The sequence below is a fragment of the Nonomuraea fastidiosa genome, from assembly GCF_042751225.1.
Lineage (GTDB): Bacteria > Actinomycetota > Actinomycetes > Streptosporangiales > Streptosporangiaceae > Nonomuraea > Nonomuraea fastidiosa.
The window spans coordinates 4,645,326-4,659,970 of sequence record NZ_CP170570.1; the positions used below are offsets into that span (position 1 = coordinate 4,645,326).

At 71.0% G+C, this 14,645-nt stretch carries 14 protein-coding genes; 7 read left to right on the forward strand and 7 right to left on the reverse strand.

Features of this window, described 5'->3' with window-relative positions; all coding sequences use genetic code 11:
• Nucleotides 1–73 precede the first annotated feature (73 nt).
• The 3 genes from ACFMQL_RS21635 to mce form a co-directional block, all read right to left on the reverse strand.
• The gene (locus ACFMQL_RS21635) at nucleotides 74–1,342 is read right to left on the reverse strand and encodes an AI-2E family transporter (protein WP_364061023.1); all 1,269 of its coding nucleotides are present in this window, start codon (nucleotides 1,340–1,342) and stop codon (nucleotides 74–76) included.
• Nucleotides 1,343–1,485: 143 nt separating this feature from the next.
• Entirely contained in the window at nucleotides 1,486–2,790 is a 1,305-nt protein-coding gene (locus tag ACFMQL_RS21640; protein WP_364061026.1) for a DivIVA domain-containing protein, read from the reverse strand.
• Nucleotides 2,791–2,994: 204 nt separating this feature from the next.
• Entirely contained in the window at nucleotides 2,995–3,417 is a 423-nt protein-coding gene (gene mce, locus ACFMQL_RS21645) for a methylmalonyl-CoA epimerase (RefSeq protein WP_364061029.1), read from the reverse strand.
• Between the two features lie 85 nt (nucleotides 3,418–3,502).
• Here mce and ACFMQL_RS21650 point away from each other — a divergent pair, with 85 nt between their 5' ends.
• On the forward strand, nucleotides 3,503–4,690 hold the full coding sequence (locus ACFMQL_RS21650) for an acetyl-CoA C-acetyltransferase (RefSeq protein ID WP_364061032.1): 1,188 nt from the start codon (nucleotides 3,503–3,505) through the stop codon (nucleotides 4,688–4,690).
• 7 nt (nucleotides 4,691–4,697) lie between these two features.
• Here the strand turns inward: ACFMQL_RS21650 and ACFMQL_RS21655 are convergent, their stop codons facing one another.
• From ACFMQL_RS21655 to ACFMQL_RS21665, 3 genes are all read right to left on the reverse strand, one after another.
• Nucleotides 4,698–5,036 (reverse strand): hypothetical protein, encoded by a 339-nt coding sequence (locus tag ACFMQL_RS21655; RefSeq protein WP_378786793.1) that lies wholly within the window; start codon nucleotides 5,034–5,036, stop codon nucleotides 4,698–4,700.
• A gap of 515 nt (nucleotides 5,037–5,551) precedes the next feature.
• Nucleotides 5,552–6,223, reverse strand: coding sequence for a DUF4230 domain-containing protein (locus ACFMQL_RS21660; RefSeq protein WP_364061041.1), 672 nt, complete (start codon nucleotides 6,221–6,223; stop codon nucleotides 5,552–5,554).
• A gap of 152 nt (nucleotides 6,224–6,375) precedes the next feature.
• Nucleotides 6,376–7,767 (reverse strand): hypothetical protein, encoded by a 1,392-nt coding sequence (locus tag ACFMQL_RS21665; RefSeq protein ID WP_364061044.1) that lies wholly within the window; start codon nucleotides 7,765–7,767, stop codon nucleotides 6,376–6,378.
• A 228-nt stretch (nucleotides 7,768–7,995) separates the two neighbouring features.
• Here ACFMQL_RS21665 and ACFMQL_RS21670 point away from each other — a divergent pair, with 228 nt between their 5' ends.
• From ACFMQL_RS21670 to ACFMQL_RS21685, 4 genes are read left to right on the forward strand one after another with little or no spacing between them, the layout of a single operon-like run.
• Nucleotides 7,996–8,547 carry a MarR family transcriptional regulator gene (locus tag ACFMQL_RS21670; RefSeq protein WP_364061047.1) on the forward strand — a complete coding sequence of 184 codons (552 nt, stop codon included), beginning with the start codon at nucleotides 7,996–7,998 and terminating at the stop codon, nucleotides 8,545–8,547.
• Entirely contained in the window at nucleotides 8,531–9,463 is a 933-nt protein-coding gene (locus ACFMQL_RS21675; protein WP_364061050.1) for a tetratricopeptide repeat protein, read from the forward strand. The genes ACFMQL_RS21670 and ACFMQL_RS21675 overlap by 17 nt, the downstream gene beginning before the upstream one ends.
• 9 nt (nucleotides 9,464–9,472) lie before the next feature.
• Nucleotides 9,473–10,102 carry a cytidylate kinase-like family protein gene (locus tag ACFMQL_RS21680; RefSeq protein ID WP_364061053.1) on the forward strand — a complete coding sequence of 210 codons (630 nt, stop codon included), beginning with the start codon at nucleotides 9,473–9,475 and terminating at the stop codon, nucleotides 10,100–10,102.
• A 56-nt stretch (nucleotides 10,103–10,158) separates the two neighbouring features.
• On the forward strand, nucleotides 10,159–11,568 hold the full coding sequence (locus ACFMQL_RS21685) for an NAD-dependent malic enzyme (protein WP_364061056.1): 1,410 nt from the start codon (nucleotides 10,159–10,161) through the stop codon (nucleotides 11,566–11,568).
• 225 nt (nucleotides 11,569–11,793) lie between these two features.
• Here ACFMQL_RS21685 and ACFMQL_RS21690 read toward each other — a convergent pair whose 3' ends face one another.
• A complete protein-coding gene (locus tag ACFMQL_RS21690) occupies nucleotides 11,794–12,291 on the reverse strand; it encodes a hypothetical protein (RefSeq protein WP_364061059.1) in 498 nt (165 codons plus the stop codon).
• Nucleotides 12,292–12,483: 192 nt separating this feature from the next.
• Between ACFMQL_RS21690 and ACFMQL_RS21695 the strand changes: the two genes are divergently transcribed.
• Both ACFMQL_RS21695 and mreC read left to right on the forward strand, forming a co-directional pair.
• Nucleotides 12,484–13,512: a rod shape-determining protein gene (locus tag ACFMQL_RS21695; RefSeq protein ID WP_364061062.1), complete on the forward strand. Its 1,029-nt coding sequence runs from the start codon at nucleotides 12,484–12,486 to the stop codon at nucleotides 13,510–13,512.
• Nucleotides 13,513–13,667: 155 nt separating this feature from the next.
• Nucleotides 13,668–14,450 carry a rod shape-determining protein MreC gene (mreC, locus tag ACFMQL_RS21700; protein ID WP_364061065.1) on the forward strand — a complete coding sequence of 261 codons (783 nt, stop codon included), beginning with the start codon at nucleotides 13,668–13,670 and terminating at the stop codon, nucleotides 14,448–14,450.
• Nucleotides 14,451–14,645 lie beyond the last annotated feature (195 nt).

Here is a 14,645-nt window from a genome sequence, read left to right on the forward strand (position 1 = left end):
GGTTGCGCGGATCACCACGCTGCTCCGGGCAGGCCCGGCCGGGGGCAGGTGCCCCGGTGGTGCGGGGCGGGGGTCAGATGCGGTCTTGGTGGGGTACGACGACCTCGCGGATGATCAGGGCGATCGCCGCCGCCACCGGGATCGCGAGCAGGGCGCCGACGATGCCGAGGAGGGCGCCGCCGAACAGGGCGGCGATCACGGTCACCGCGGGCGTGACGTCCACCGAGCGCTTCATCACCCTGGGGTAGACGAAGTAGTTCTCGATCTGCTGGTAGACCACGAAGAAGATCGCGCAGGCGATGCCCGCGGGCAGGGAGTCGAGCAGCGCCACGCCGGTGACGATGACCGCGCCGATGGTGGCGCCCACGAGCGGGATGAGGTCGGTCAGCGCCACGACGAGGGCGAGCGCGAGCGCGTACTGGACGCCGATGATCGACAGGAAGATCCAGGTCAGCACGCCCGCGATGGCGGAGATGAGCACGTTGCCGGCGACGTACCCGCCGATGCCGGTGAGGATCTCCTCGGCCATCGCCCGCGTCCGCGCCCGCCGCGAGGCCGGGACGAGCTTGAGCAGATACTCCTTGATCGTGTGCAGTGAGCCGAGGAAGTACAGCATGAGCACCACGAGCGTCACCGTGGTGAACACGCCGTTGAGCACCACCAGGCCCGCGCCCATGATGCCGCTGGCCAGCGCCGGGCCGAGCGTGGTGGTGACGAACGTACGGACCTGGGGGAGTATCTGGTACTCGGCGTCGAGCTTGCGCAGCGTGGGATGGTTGCTCAGCTCGGTGATGTAGCCCGGCAGGGCGTCGATGAACTCGGTGAGCTGCTTGCTGACCGGCGGCACGATCGCCAGCCCGAACAGCACGAACGCCACGATGACGCCGATGAACACGATCGCGATGGCGCCCCGCCTGGCCAGGCCGCGGCGCTGGAGCGCCTCGACGATCGGGTTGAGTCCGACGGCCAGGAACATCGCGACGACGACCAGGATGATCGTGCTCAGCGAGGCCACGATCATCTGGGCGAGCGCGATCGCCGTCAGCACGCCCAGGCCGCCGACCAGGCCGAACAGGAAGGGGCCGCGAGCCAGCGGCTTGCCGGGCGCCCCATAGGCCCGCCCGCCCACGCTGCCGGTGGCCTCCTCGCGTTCGGAGGGGCGTCCCGGCTCTCCGTCGCCGGCTGGCTCGCGTGATGCGGAAGGCCGCTCCGCCTGTTCGTGTTCCGGGGGTACTCCTGGCTCGCCGTCCGGTGACTGCTCGCGTACGGGAGGGTGGTCGGCCGGAGGCGGCGGGGGTGGTGCTTCGTCCCGCTTGGTCGCGGGCCCGACGTCTGCGGACAACAGAGAACTCCAGGAGGGGTCGGTGACGACGGTGCATGACGGGCTCGTACCGGTTCGTACACGCCCATCGGCAAAGAGAGAGCCTAGCGACCGTGCGGTCGCCAGGCTCTCCCCAGCCGTCGTTCAGCCCCCGTGAGCGGTCGCTACTCCTGCCACCACTCAGCGTCGTCCTCGGCCTTGGCCTCGGCCTTCGAAGCGGGCGTCGTCGCCGGGGCGGACGACTCCGAGGCCGACGTCGAGGCGGCGGCAAGTGCGGGCTTCGCCGGAGCCGCGGTGACGGGCTCGGGGGCGGGGGAGTCCATGCCCGGCAGCGGGGCGCCGCCGAGGAGCTGGCGGAGCTGCGCGAGGTGGCTGGTGATGCTGTCGCGCTGGCGGGTCAGCTCGTCGACCTGGCGCTGCATCGCGGTGCGGGTGCGCTCGGCCTCGTTCTTCGCCTCGGTGACGATGGTCTCGGCGCTGGCCTTGGCCTCGGCGACGATGCTCTCGGCGCTCTTGCGGGCGTTGGCGACGAGCTGCTTGGCGTGCAGGTCGGCCTCGCGGCGGGTCTGCTCGGCCTGCTGCGTGGCCTTAGTGGCCCGCGACTCGGCGGTGGCGGCGCGCTGCTCGGCCTCGGCGACCAGCTTCTGCGTGGCGGCCTGGGCGGTGGCGTGGCGCTCGGCCTCCTGGCGCTCGGCCTCCTCGCGGCGGGCGGCGAGCTGGATCTCGAACTCGGCTTCGTCCTGGGCCCGCTTGGCCTCGGACTCCTCCAGCACCCGCTGCGCCTGGGCGCGCATCTCGTCGGCCTGCCGCTTGGCGGCGGTGAGGATCTCGTCGCGCTCGCGCTTGGTCGAGGCCCGCAGCTGGGCGACCTCGCGCTCGGTGGTGGTGCGGAGCTTGGCGATCTCGCGCTCGGCGTCGGCGCGCTTCTCGGCGACCTCGTGGTCGGCGGTGGCGCGGAGCTTGGCGGCCTCGCGCTCGGTGGTGTTGGTCAGCTCCTCGGCCTCGCGGCGGGCGGTCGAGCGGATGTCCTCGGCATCGCGCTCGGCGCTGGTGCGCATCTCGTCGGCCTCGCGGGTGGCCTGGGCGCGCTTTTCGGCGGCCTCGGCCTCGGCGGCGGCGCGCATCTCGGCGGCCTCTACCTTCGCGGCGGCCTTGATCTCGTTGGCCTCGGACCTCGCGGCCTGGACGAGCTCGGTCGCCTGCTCCTCGGCCAGGCGGAGCAGCTGCTCGATGCGGGCGCCGAGACCGGAGTAGGTGGGGCGTTCCTGCTCCTGCAGCTGGCGCTGGGAGTCGGACAGGTCGCGCTGGAGCGCGGCGATCTGCTCCTTGGCCTGGCGGAGCTCCCCGTCGAGCTGCTTGAGATGGTCGTGGACCTGGTGCCGGTCGTAGCCGCGCAGCACGACGTCGAACTCGCGTGCTGGGGCGTCCTCGAAGAAGTTGTTGAGCTGGGCGTCGATGTCGGACTGCATGGAGGCTCGATCCTGGGTTGTCGAGACGGCTACACGGGCCGGACGGGGGGTTCGGGGCATCCGTACCAGGAGCCTGTGCCTCTCGGCAGGCCCCATGTCCGGTGGAAGGTCAAGCGTACTCCGCTGGTGCCGCGTGCGAAGCCCCGTCCAACTTTCTGCGTGACTAGTTACATATGAGCGGTTTTTACGTTTTGTGGCGGTCTGCTATCGCTTGGCGGCTTGGACCAGCTCTGTCAGCATTCCACCCACGTCTTTGGGGTGCAGGAACGCGATTTGCGAGCCCATGGACCCGTGCCTGGGACGCTCGTCCAGCAATCTCACACCCTTCTCCCCGATTTTCGACATGGCGTCAGCGACGTCGGGCACCCCAAATGCCACGTGATGGACGCCCTCGCCCCGCTTCGCCAGGAATTTTCCCACAGGTGAGTCGTCGGAGAGCGGTTCAAGGAGCTGAATGTAGGAACCCCCGCCCTCGCCGTCGGCGATGTGCAGCATGGCCTCCTTCACCCCCTGCTCCTCGTTGACCTCCCTGGCGACGACCTCAAGATCGAACAGCCGGGAGAACAGCTCGATCTTCTCTTCCAGATCTCGACAGGCGATCCCGATGTGGTCGATGCGCATGAACATGTGTGGTCCACCTCCATGGCGAGCGGCGCCTTACTCGTGGGTATGGTGTCAAAGACCCGACGCGCGAGCACAGGAGGCCGTTGTCATGTCCAGTTCCGTCATCGTCGCCGGAGCTCGCACCCCCATCGGCAAGCTGCTCGGTTCCCTGTCCGGACTGCAGGCCGTGGAGCTGGGCGGCATCGCGATCAAGGCGGCGCTCGAAAGGGCCGGAGTCGCCCCCGACGCCGTCGAGTACGTGATCATGGGCCAGGTGCTCCAGGCCGGCGCCGGGCAGATCCCCTCCCGCCAGGCCGCCGTGAAGGCCGGCATCCCGATGACCGTCCCGTCGATCACCATCAACAAGGTCTGCCTGTCGGGCCTCGACGCCATCGCGCTCGCCGACCAGCTCATCAGGGCGGGCGAGTTCGAGATCGTGGTGGCGGGCGGCATGGAGTCCATGACCAACGCGCCCCACCTGCTGCCGGGACTGCGCAAGGGCGTCAAGTACGGTGGCTCGCAGGTGATCGACTCGATGGCGCACGACGGCCTGTTCTGCGCGTTCGACCAGTGCGCGATGGGCGAGTCCACCGAGCGCCACAACGCCAGGCTCGGCATCGGCCGCGAGGAGCAGGACCGCCTGGCGGCCCGCTCGCACCAGCTCGCCGCCGCGGCCATCAAGAACGGCGTGTTCGACGACGAGATCGTCCCCGTCGAGATCCCGCAGCGCCGGGGGGAGCCGGTCATCGTCAAGGAGGACGAGGGCGTACGCGGCGACACCACCGTCGAGACGCTGGCCAAGCTCCGCCCGGCCTTCGCGCCCGACGGCACGATCACCGCGGGCTCGGCCTCCCAGATCTCCGACGGCGCCTGCGCGGTCGTCGTGATGTCCAAGGCCAAGGCCGAGGAACTGGGACTGCCCTGGCTGGCCGAGATCGGCCGCCACGGCAACGTCGCGGGCCCCGACGCCTCGCTGCAGTCGCAGCCCGCCAACGCCATCAAGCACGCCATGAAGCGGCAGGGCGTCACGGCCGACGACCTCGACCTGGTGGAGATCAACGAGGCGTTCGCCAGCGTGGTGCTCCAGTCGGTCAAGGAGCTGGGCGTGCCGCTCGACAAGGTCAACGTCAACGGCGGCGGCATCGCGCTCGGCCACCCGATCGGCGCCTCGGGCGCGCGCATCGTGCTCACGCTGGCGCACGAGCTGCGCCGCAGGGGCGGCGGCCTGGGCGCGGCCGGTCTGTGCGGCGGCGGCGGCCAGGGCGACGCGCTGCTGATCAGCGTTCCGAAGTCCTGACGCCCGCTCAGGAGGGGCCGTCCTCCGGCGGCGGCTCGGTGGTCATGCTGCCGTCCTCACGGGGTGGCTGAGCGGTCATGCGTACGTCGGCCGCGTCCCCGGTCGCGATGACGCCCGAGTTGTCGCCGTTGACCACCACGGAACCTGCTCCTGCATTCCGGGGCGGGTCGCCGCGGATCAACCCGTACACGGAGACCCCCAGCCCGGCGAGCCCCACGAACGCCCCGACCACCCCGGTCAGGGTGTCGGTCTCGTCCAGCCCCGTGCCCGCGGCGTGGACGCAGAGCGCCGCCAGGGCGACGACAGCGACCACGGAGCCGCTCCACACCAGTGCGCGCCTGCTCATACGAGCATCATCATCCGCCCGCGCGCGATGACACAACGTGACGAACGCCGGGCATGACGAAGCCCCGGTCCGCGCTGAAGGACCGGGGCCTCGTCGATGCCGCCTCCCGCACCGGCCAGGACTCCGGCACGGAAGTTCGCGGCCGCCCCTACGGGGGCGCTTCAGCCCGGCCGCGAGGGAGGATGCGGCCGGGCCGTCTGTGGGCGGTCATGAGGACAGCAGCCGGGCGAAGACCGAGCGGTGCCGGCGCTGCGGCCGGCCGCTCGCGTCCCGCCTGCCGCGCGCGGCGCTCCTCGGCGGCGGCGCGGCGCAGCTCGGATGCCTGGTACTGCATGACCGCGTAGTCGAATTCGGCGTTCATCCCGATGCCCCTTCAGTTCGTTCCCCTGCACTCTTAAGACTCCGCCTAAGGCCCCCTCCCGCACATCGGGCGGATGCCCTATCTCTCGGCGCCGGCCCGGATGAGGAGTACTTAGACGGGCGCACGAAGCGCCTAAGGCGCAGGTGAGGAGCGTCTAGGGCTCGTCGGTGAACTTGACCGTGACCTTGGTGAAGCCCAGGGATCTGAGCAGTCCCGACAGCATCGCCTTGGTGTTGGCGTCGGCCCTGGCCCGCAGGTCGCCGGCCACGGCCGCCTCGGTGATCTTCTTCTCGGCCAGGAGGTACAGCTCCCGCTGGTCGCCGGGCGAGCCGGACAGGAAGTCGCTCACCCGGTCGATCAGGCCGCGCTGCTGGGCGAAGACATAGGAGCGCCGGTTGTCCAGGTTGGGCTTCTCAAGCTGCGCCCTGGGCACGCGGACGGTGGCCTCGGTGCGGTCCTGCGAGACCGTCACGCCGTCCGCCGCCAGCGTGGAGAAGTCGACGTAGGCGTCCACCCCGCCCGCCCCGACGAACAACGTGCGGGTGCCCTTGATGGCGTCGGGCAGGAAGGCGGCGTCCTTCTCCAGGTCGACGACCACCTGGAAGTTCCCCGTCGCGGCCTCGAACCTGGCCAGGTCCTTGATGGACTGCAGCACCACCGGCTGGCTGCGGTCGATGGTCCGCTCGCCCAGCGGGTCGAGCCACGACCAGGCCAGCCGCCCGCCCACCACCAGCAGCACGGCCAGCACCAGCAGGCCCGCCGCGTATCGCCACCACCGGCTCCGCCCGGGACTCACCGCGGGCGGCGACGTCTGGGAAGTCGTCATGCGGCATGAGTACCCGCTGAGCGATCATCAGTGCCCGCTTCCCGGTGACAACTTGGCTCCCTTTAGGAGACGGACCCGCTTCAGGAAACGGACCCGCCGCCGGACGCGGACCCGCCTCAGGACGCGGACCCGCCTCAGGACGCGGACCCGCGTCAGGAGACGGAGCCGCCCGCCGCCTCGGGCCGGCCAGCCGACGGGGTCTGCGACGTGGTGCCGGGCGCCGCGTCCACCGTGGTCCCGGGGCCCGGGTAGACGGGGTAGACGTGGCTCGACTCCGGCGTCGGACGCACCTGCGGCGCCATGCGCGCGTGGCCCGGGCCGCCGCCGAAGTGGGTGCTCGACAGGCGGCAGCCCTGGAAGTCGGTGTAGAACATGCGCAGCCACTCGCGGCGCTGCGGCTCGCTCAGCGAGGAGAACCACTGCGTGGCGAACTGGTGCTCGGGCAGCGGAGTGCCCGGCAGCGGCTCGCCGCGCAGCCAGGCCGTCACGATCTGCCGGTAGCCCTCCGCCACCGTGGTCTGGCAGCGGGGCGCCAGCGACTCGACGTACTCGTACGCCGCCTCCTCGGCGAACCCGGCCGACAGGTCGGGCACGTGCACCGGCGCGAGCCCGTTGGCCGGCTTCAGCTCGTCGTCCAGCGGGCGCTGCTCGACCCGCGTGAACGCGGCGGGCGTGCCCGCCAGCCTGGAGGCGATCTGCGTGAACGTCGCCCCAAGCTCGGTCAGCCCCGCCCGCATGCCGGGATGCACGCACACGGTGATCGGCCACTCCTGGCAGCTGTAGGCGATGTCGACCGCCGCGGCCGGCTTGGCCTGGGTCAGCACCCGCGACACTCCCATGCCGGCCGCGAGCACGGCGAGCAGCGCGCACGCCAGCACCATGGCCTGCCTGGTCACCAGCGCCGCCCAGCCGAGCAGCAGCGCGGCCGTGATGCCGAGCAGCCAGATCGTCTGGTCGAGGAACGTCGTGCCGCTGAGGCCCTGGAACAGGTCGTACGGCTCGCCGGTGCCGGGCGCGAGCTTGTCGGCCCAGCCCCGGTCGTCGGCCAGCCAGGAGAACAGCCCGTAGCAGGCGAGCCCGGCGATCGGCGGCGTGTACGGCCGCGGCGCGACCCAGCCGGCCACCCACCCGATCACCGAGTAGAGCGCCAGCCCGGCCATGCCCATGCCGAGGCCCGAGAAGCTGAGCCGGCCCGCCTGGTCGGTGAGCACCGTCTTGACGGCCAGCACCAGCACCGTGGCGCCGAACGAGCCCAGCACCACCACCACGATCGCGAGCGGCGCCTTGAGCGCCCGCCACGTCGTGAGCGAGCGCCCGCGCAGCGCGCGGCGCTTGCGCAGCGCCACCCAGGCGGCGAAGGCCGCGGCCACGGGCCCGGTCAGCCGGAGCGAGCCGATGACCGCGGCCACGATGTTCTCCCACGCGTCTACGCCCGGGATCAGGACGTTCCACGCCGCGATCAGGCCGACAGCAAGCAGGACGGCGACGGTGACGGCCGCGCTGTGCTTCAGCTCCTCCCGTGAAACGCCCGCGTGCTCACGCACCCTTATCCCCGTTGAAGTTCATCAAGCACCCCCCGTGCCCCGAGGCGAAGCGGAGCCGGACAGTCACGGCCGGTCCCCACAGGCCGTGAACTTGGCGTCCGCGTCACCATACGTACGAGAACCATAACTGAGCGTGATGATTGACGTCCGGATTCTTGGTCAAGCAAAGAGAGCTGTCGCTGACAGTAATCAGACGAACCGGGACGAGCGGCGCGCTACCGTAGCGCTGTGTCGCAGCCCAAGCCGCTCAACCTGCCGTTCGATCCCATCGACCGCGCCGCGGAGAGCTGGCGCGCTCACTTCGGGCCTTCCGCCGCCATGGCCGCCGTCACCTCGATCATGAGAGCGCATCAGATCCTGCTGTCGCAACTTGACTCGCTCCTGAAGCCCTATGACTTGACCTTCGCCAGATATGAGGCGCTTGTCCTGTTGACCTTCAGCAGAACGGGTGCGCTGCCGCTGTCCAAGATCGGGGAACGTCTCATGGTTCATCCCACGAGCGTCACGAACACGGTGGACAGGCTGGAGAAGTCCGGTTTCGTGTGCCGCATGCCCAACCCGCGCGACGGCCGCGGCGTGCTCGCCGAGATCACCGACAAGGGCAGGGACGTCGTGCGCCGCGCCACCGCCGACCTCATGGAGGCCGAGTTCGGTCTCGGCATGTACGCCGAGGACGAACTCCACCGGATGTTCGACCAGTTGCGCACGTTGCGGGTGGCGGCGGGTGACTTCCCGGCTTCGTCCATACGGCAAGATGAAGAGCATGGCGGACTTCTCTAGGCCCGGGTCACTCTACGGAGCGATAGACCTGGGCGCGCGCAAGCAGGCTCTTGAGGCGCAGGCCCGGCGGGAGGCGGCAGGTCCCCAGGCGGCGTCGGCCTCGGTCGTCGACGTGACCGAGGAGACGTTCTCTGCGGAGGTGATCGAGCGGTCGATGACCGTGCCGGTCGTCATCGACCTGTGGTCGCCGAGGGCGCCGGGCAGCGCACAGCTCAGTCCCGTCCTGGAGAAGGTGGTCGGCGACCTGGGCGGCAAGGTCGTCCTGGCCAAGGTCAACGTCGACGCCAGCCCGCAGATCGCGCAGGCGCTGCGGGTGCAGGCGGTGCCGACCGTGCTGGCGATCTTCCAGGGCCAGGCCGTGACCGGATTCCAGCAGGTGCTGCCCGAGCAGGAGGTGCGGCGCTGGCTCGACGAGCTGATGAAGGCCGTCGAGCAGTTCTACCAGGCCAATCCGGGCGCCAGGCCGCCGGCGCAGGGCGAGGGCCAGGCGCAGGCCGCCCCGCCCGCCGACCCCGACCTGGTCGCCGCCGAGCAGGCCATCGAGGCGGGCGACTACGACGCGGCGATCGCGGCCTACGAGCGGCTGCTGGCCCGCGCGCCCGGCAACGAGGACGCCAAGATGGGGCTGGCGGGGGTCAGCCTGATCAAGCGCACGTCTCAGCTCGACCCCGCCGACGTGCAGCGGCGCCAGGAAAACCCCGACGACATCGACGCCCAGCTCGACGCCGCCGACCTGGAGATGCTGGCCGGCAAGGTCGACGAGGCGTTCAACCGCATCATCGCGGTGGTCAAGCGCACCTCAGGCGACGAGCGCGACCGGGCGAGGAAGCATTTGCTCGGCCTTTTCGACACCCTGCCCGCCGATGACCCATCTTTGGGGAAAGCGCGCAGAGCGTTGGCGAGCGCCCTGTTCTAGCCTGGGGGTATGCGGGTCGTCACCATATCGGCGACATACGGCACGGCCGGTAGCCAGATAGGCCCGGCCGTGGCCGAGCGGCTCGGCGTGCCCTTCGTCGACCGCGCGATCCCCAGCGCGGTGGCCGAGGAGCTGGGCTGCACGCTCGAGGAGGCGCTCGCCCACGACGACCGCGCCGAGCACGGCCTGGGGCGGCTGTTCTCCGGGGCGATGCGGCTGCCGACGGTGACGTTCGGGGGCGTCGACATGTACGTCCCCGGCGCGATGCCGCTCGCCCCCGAGGAGTTCGTCCGCCACACCGAGCGCCTGCTCAAGGAGATGGCCCGCGACCAGGGCGGCGTCTTCCTCGGCCGGGCGGGCGCGGTGGTGCTCGCCGGCCATCCCGGCGCGCTGCACGTGCGGCTCGACGCGCCGCTGCGGCGCCGCGTTCACCAGACGGCCACGCTCGGCTCGATGAGCGAGCGTGAGGCACGCGACATCATCGAGGACAACGACCGCGCGAGGACCGCGTACGTACGCCACTTCTACCGCGTCGATCCGTCCGATCCGTGCCTGTATCACATGGTTCTCGACAGCACCACGATTCCCATTCCCGCGTGCGTGGAGCTGATCGTCATGGCGGCCGAGGCGCGGGGTTGACCGAAAGCCCCCTAACATGGGAGGCATTCTTGGTCAGTCCCGAAGGAGCGATCGACGTGACGACCGTCCCAAGTGTGTCGTACTCCATCACCGTGCGGCTTGAGGTGCCGGCCGGCGGCAGTGCCGTAAGCCAGCTCACCCACGCCGTCGAGTCGGCCGGGGGGGTCGTCACCGCCCTCGACGTCACCAATGCGGGGCATGAGAAGCTCCGCATCGACGTGACCTGCGCGGCGAGGGACACCGACCACGCCCAGGCGATCGTCGACAGCCTTGAGGCCATCGAGGGCGTCGTCATCCACAAGGTGTCCGACCGCACGTTCCTCATGCATCTCGGCGGCAAGATCGAGATGAAGTCGAAGGTGCCGCTGCGCAACCGCGACGAGCTGTCCATGGCCTACACGCCCGGCGTGGCGCGCGTGTCGATGGCGATCGCGCGCAACAAGGAGGACGCGCGGCGCCTGACCATCAAGCGCAACACCGTGGCGGTCGTCACCGACGGTTCGGCCGTGCTGGGGCTGGGCAACATCGGTCCCGAGGCCGCGCTGCCCGTCATGGAGGGCAAGGCGGCGCTGTTCAAACGCTTCGCCGGCATCGACGCCTGGCCGATCTGCCTCGACACCCAGGACGTCGACGAGATCGTCCGCACCGTGCAGGTGATCGCTCCCGGGTTCGGCGGCATCAACCTCGAGGACATCGGCGCGCCGCGCTGCTTCGAGGTCGAGCGGCGGCTGCGCGAGCTGCTCGACATCCCCGTCTTCCACGACGACCAGCACGGCACCGCCATCTGCGTGCTCGCGGCGCTCACCAACGCGCTGCGGGTGGTCAACAAGAACATCGAAGACGTCAAGATCACCATGGCGGGCGCGGGCGCGGCCGGCAACGCCGTGCTGCGGCTGCTGCTGGCGGCCGGGGCCCGCAACGTCATCGTCTGCGACTACCTCGGCGCCGTCCACAAGGGGCGCGACGACCTCGACGACTCGCTGCGCTGGATCGCCGACCACACCAACGCCGAGGGCTACTCCGGCGACCTGCGCGGCGCGGTCAAGGGCGCCGACGTGTTCGTGGGCGTGTCCGCGCCCGGCATCCTCACCGGTGACGACATCGCCTCGATGGCGCCCGATCCGGTCGTGTTCGCGCTGGCCAACCCCGAACCCGAGGTGTCGCCCGACGAGGCGCGCCAGCACGCCGCCGTGGTCGCCACCGGCCGCTCCGACTACCCCAACCAGATCAACAACGTGCTGGCCTTCCCCGGCGTGTTCCGCGGGCTGCTCGACGCGCAGGCCGCCGGGGTGACGCAGGAGATGCTGCTGGCCGCCGCCGGTGCCCTGGCCGCCGTCGTCACGCCCGAGGAGCTGGGGCCCAACTACATCATCCCCAGCGTCTTCCACCCCGACGTCGCCACCGCGGTTGCCGCCGCCGTCCGCGAGTCCGCGGGCGGTCGTGCCCGGGGCTTCACCGAGGCCTGATCTCCCGCGAGGCCGCGCGCCCCGGCCTCCGCGCTGGAGCCCGTCGCCGGTCCGTCCGCCTTCGAGCTTCGCGCCGAGGCCGGTCCATCCCGGTTCGGCTGCCGAGCCGGGCGCCCAGATTCCCGCGCTGAGGCTCGGCCCGTTGGAGTTCGGCCGCCGCACTGAGGCTTTGTCCGCCCCGTCCCCTTCACTCAGGGGGCGGGGCGGTCGCATGTGCGCGGCCGGTCATGAGGCGGGGACGGCGCTGGTCGCGGCGGGCATCAGGCGGTGGCTCTCCTGGAAGACCAGGTTGTGGGCGTCGGCGGCGGCGATGGCGCGGAGCGTGTCGAGCTGCCCGGCCGCGTCGGACTCGTCGAAGACGTTCAGCGGCCAGTCGCCGACCGTGTTGCCGCGCAGGTGCGGGTGGAGGAAATCGCAGCCGAAGTGGGCGACGAGCGCGATCGGCTGCACGCGGGCGGCGCGCTGCTCCGGCCAGGTGAGCGACCACATCGCGTTCAGCCCGCCCTCCCGCGACCGGGTGACGCCGCTGGCGACGACCTCCCCGGTGCCGAGCAGCAGGTCGGCATTGGCCTCGTCGAGCACCCGGCACGCCACCGGGTCGAGCAGCTCGACGGCACGGGCGAAGAGGCGTTCCTTGTCATCGCGCGTGACGGCCCCGCCGTGCACGCCGTCGCGCAGATCCGTGAAGTGCCTGATCAGGGCTTCGTTCATCGGTGTACGCATGCCCACCACCTGCCCCGCCATAGGCGCACGCCACCTCACCTTGGGTACAACTCCCGCTACAGAAAAGCTCTACTCACATGTTGCGAAAACTTGCTTATGGAGTTATAAGTTTTTCAGATGCGGGCGAAGTGTCACACCGCCCTGAGTGCTGTTCCTCTGTCACCGCGGGTCCAGTCCATTTCCTGGGGGGACATGTCTGTGCTGGATTTCCTCGGCCGTGACATGGCAGTAGACCTCGGCACGGCCAACACGCTCGTCTACGTCCGCAACAAGGGCATCGTCCTCGATGAGCCCTCGGTCGTGGCGCTCAACACCAGGACCGAGAAGATCGTCGCGGTCGGCGCCGAGGCCAAACAGATGATCGGCAGGACGCCCGGTCACATCGTGGCCATCCGCCCGCTCGCCGACGGCGTCATCACCGACCTGGAGGTGGCGGAGCGCATGCTGCGCTACTTCATCCAGAAGGTGCACCGCCGCCGCCACTTCACCCAGCCGCGCCTGGTGGTGGCCGTGCCGAGCGGGACGACCGGGGTGGAGCAGCGCGCGGTCAAGGAGGCGGGCTACCAGGCGGGCGCCCGCAAGGTGTACATCATCGAGGAGCCCATGGCGGCCGCCATCGGAGCCGGGCTGCCGGTGCACGAGGCGGTCGGCAGCATGGTGGTCGACATCGGCGGCGGCACGACCGAGGTGGCGGTGATCTCGCTGGGCGGCATCGTGACCGCCCGTTCGCTGCGGGTCGGCGGTGACGAGCTGGACGAGGCGATCATCTCGTACGTCAAGAAGGAGCACTCGCTGCTGCTGGGCGAGCGCACCGCCGAGCAGATCAAGATCGAGCTGGGCTTCGCCTGGCCGCAGGAGGAGGAGCCGAAGGCCGACATCAGAGGCCGCGACCTGGTCAGCGGGCTGCCGAGGACGGTCACGATCTCGGCGGGGGAAGTCCGTGAGGCCATCGAGGAGCCGGTGCACATGATCATCGACGCCGTCCAGACGGCGCTCGACCAGTGCCCGCCCGAGCTGGCCGGCGACCTGGTCAGGACCGGCATCGTGCTGACCGGCGGCGGCGCGCTGCTGCGCGGCCTGGACAAGCGGATGAGCCAGGCGACCGGCATGCCGATCAGGACCGTGGACAACCCGCTGCACTCGGTGGCGCTGGGGTCGGGACGGTGCGTGGAGGAGTTCGACCGGCTCCACGGCGTGCTGATCCCCGAACCCAGACGGTAGGGCCGTACACCCGACCGGCCTGCCTCAGGCGGGCCCTTTTCGAGAACGGGTGTGCCCGGCCGATCCGGTTCCCCCGATGGCCCGCCAGGGAGGGTGGCGTAAGCGCCCTCCCCGAAGTCGTTCCGGCACGTTCTGCTTTCGAGAGGTGGTGAGCGATGCGTGGGCGTCCGTTGCGGCGTCACCGGGTACTGGCGATCCTGCTGGTCGCCGGTGCCGTGCTGGTCACGCTGGACCTGCGCGGGCACGCGTCGGTGATGCGTGCCGCGTCCGCCGCCGTGGTGGGGCCGGCCGAGGAGTTGCTCGGCGAGGCCACCAGGCCGCTCGGCTCGCTCGCGGGCGGCGGTGACGCGGTCCGCCGCGCCGAGGAGGCCGAGCGGCGCGCCAACCGGCTGGCCGCCGAGCTGTGGGCCGAGCGGGCGGCCCGCGCCCGCGATGCCCAGCGCCACCGCATCGAGGCGGCGCATCCGAGCGTGTCGCTGGTCGACGCCCGGGTGGTCGCGGTACGCGGCGACAGCGTCACCATCGACGCGGGCACCCGGCAGGGAGTGGCCGCCGACATGGCCGTCGTCACCGCGGACGGCCTGGCGGGACGGGTCGTCGAGGCCGGTCCCGACGTCGCCACCGTACTGTCGATCACCGCGCCGTCGGCCGCCGTCGGAGTCAGGGTGGCCGGTTCCGGCGTGATCGGCACGGTCGAGGGCCGCCGCGACGGGCTGCTCGCGCTGCGGCTGCTCGACGCCGACACCGAGCTTCGGCCGGGCCGGCGGGTGGAGACGCTGGGGTCGAGCGGGGGCAGGCCATACCCGCCAGGCGTGCCCGTGGGCACCGTCGAGCGCGTGGACCCCGCCCGCGACCAGCTCACCCGCACCGCACTGGTGCGCCCGGCCGTCACCTTCAGCACCCTCGACGTGGTGGGCGTGATCAAGGATGCGGATTAGGCTCGCCGCGGCGGTGGCGCTGGCCCCGCTGCTCGATGTGACCCTGCTCGGGCGGCTGCCGTTCCCCGCGCCCGATCTGTCGCTGGCCGTGGCGGTGGCGGCCGGCGTGCTGACGGGGCCGGTCTCCGGAGCGGTGACCGGCTTCGCGGCCGGGCTGGTCGCCGACCTGGTGCCGCCCGCGCTGCCGCCCGCCGG

What these genes read in the sequence shown, in the direction of transcription:
- ACFMQL_RS21640 (WP_364061026.1), bottom strand. Translation starts at nt 2,790, where the DNA reads ATGCAGTCCGACATCGACGCCCAGCTCAACAACTTCTTCGAGGACGCC.
- mce (WP_364061029.1), bottom strand. Translation starts at nt 3,417, where the DNA reads ATGTTCATGCGCATCGACCACATCGGGATCGCCTGTCGAGATCTGGAA.
- ACFMQL_RS21650 (WP_364061032.1), top strand. Translation starts at nt 3,503, where the DNA reads ATGTCCAGTTCCGTCATCGTCGCCGGAGCTCGCACCCCCATCGGCAAG.
- ACFMQL_RS21655 (WP_378786793.1), bottom strand. Translation starts at nt 5,036, where the DNA reads ATGAGCAGGCGCGCACTGGTGTGGAGCGGCTCCGTGGTCGCTGTCGTC.
- ACFMQL_RS21660 (WP_364061041.1), bottom strand. Translation starts at nt 6,223, where the DNA reads ATGACGACTTCCCAGACGTCGCCGCCCGCGGTGAGTCCCGGGCGGAGC.
- ACFMQL_RS21675 (WP_364061050.1), top strand. Translation starts at nt 8,531, where the DNA reads ATGGCGGACTTCTCTAGGCCCGGGTCACTCTACGGAGCGATAGACCTG.
- ACFMQL_RS21680 (WP_364061053.1), top strand. Translation starts at nt 9,473, where the DNA reads ATGCGGGTCGTCACCATATCGGCGACATACGGCACGGCCGGTAGCCAG.
- ACFMQL_RS21690 (WP_364061059.1), bottom strand. Translation starts at nt 12,291, where the DNA reads ATGCGTACACCGATGAACGAAGCCCTGATCAGGCACTTCACGGATCTG.
- ACFMQL_RS21695 (WP_364061062.1), top strand. Translation starts at nt 12,484, where the DNA reads ATGTCTGTGCTGGATTTCCTCGGCCGTGACATGGCAGTAGACCTCGGC.
- mreC (WP_364061065.1), top strand. Translation starts at nt 13,668, where the DNA reads ATGCGTGGGCGTCCGTTGCGGCGTCACCGGGTACTGGCGATCCTGCTG.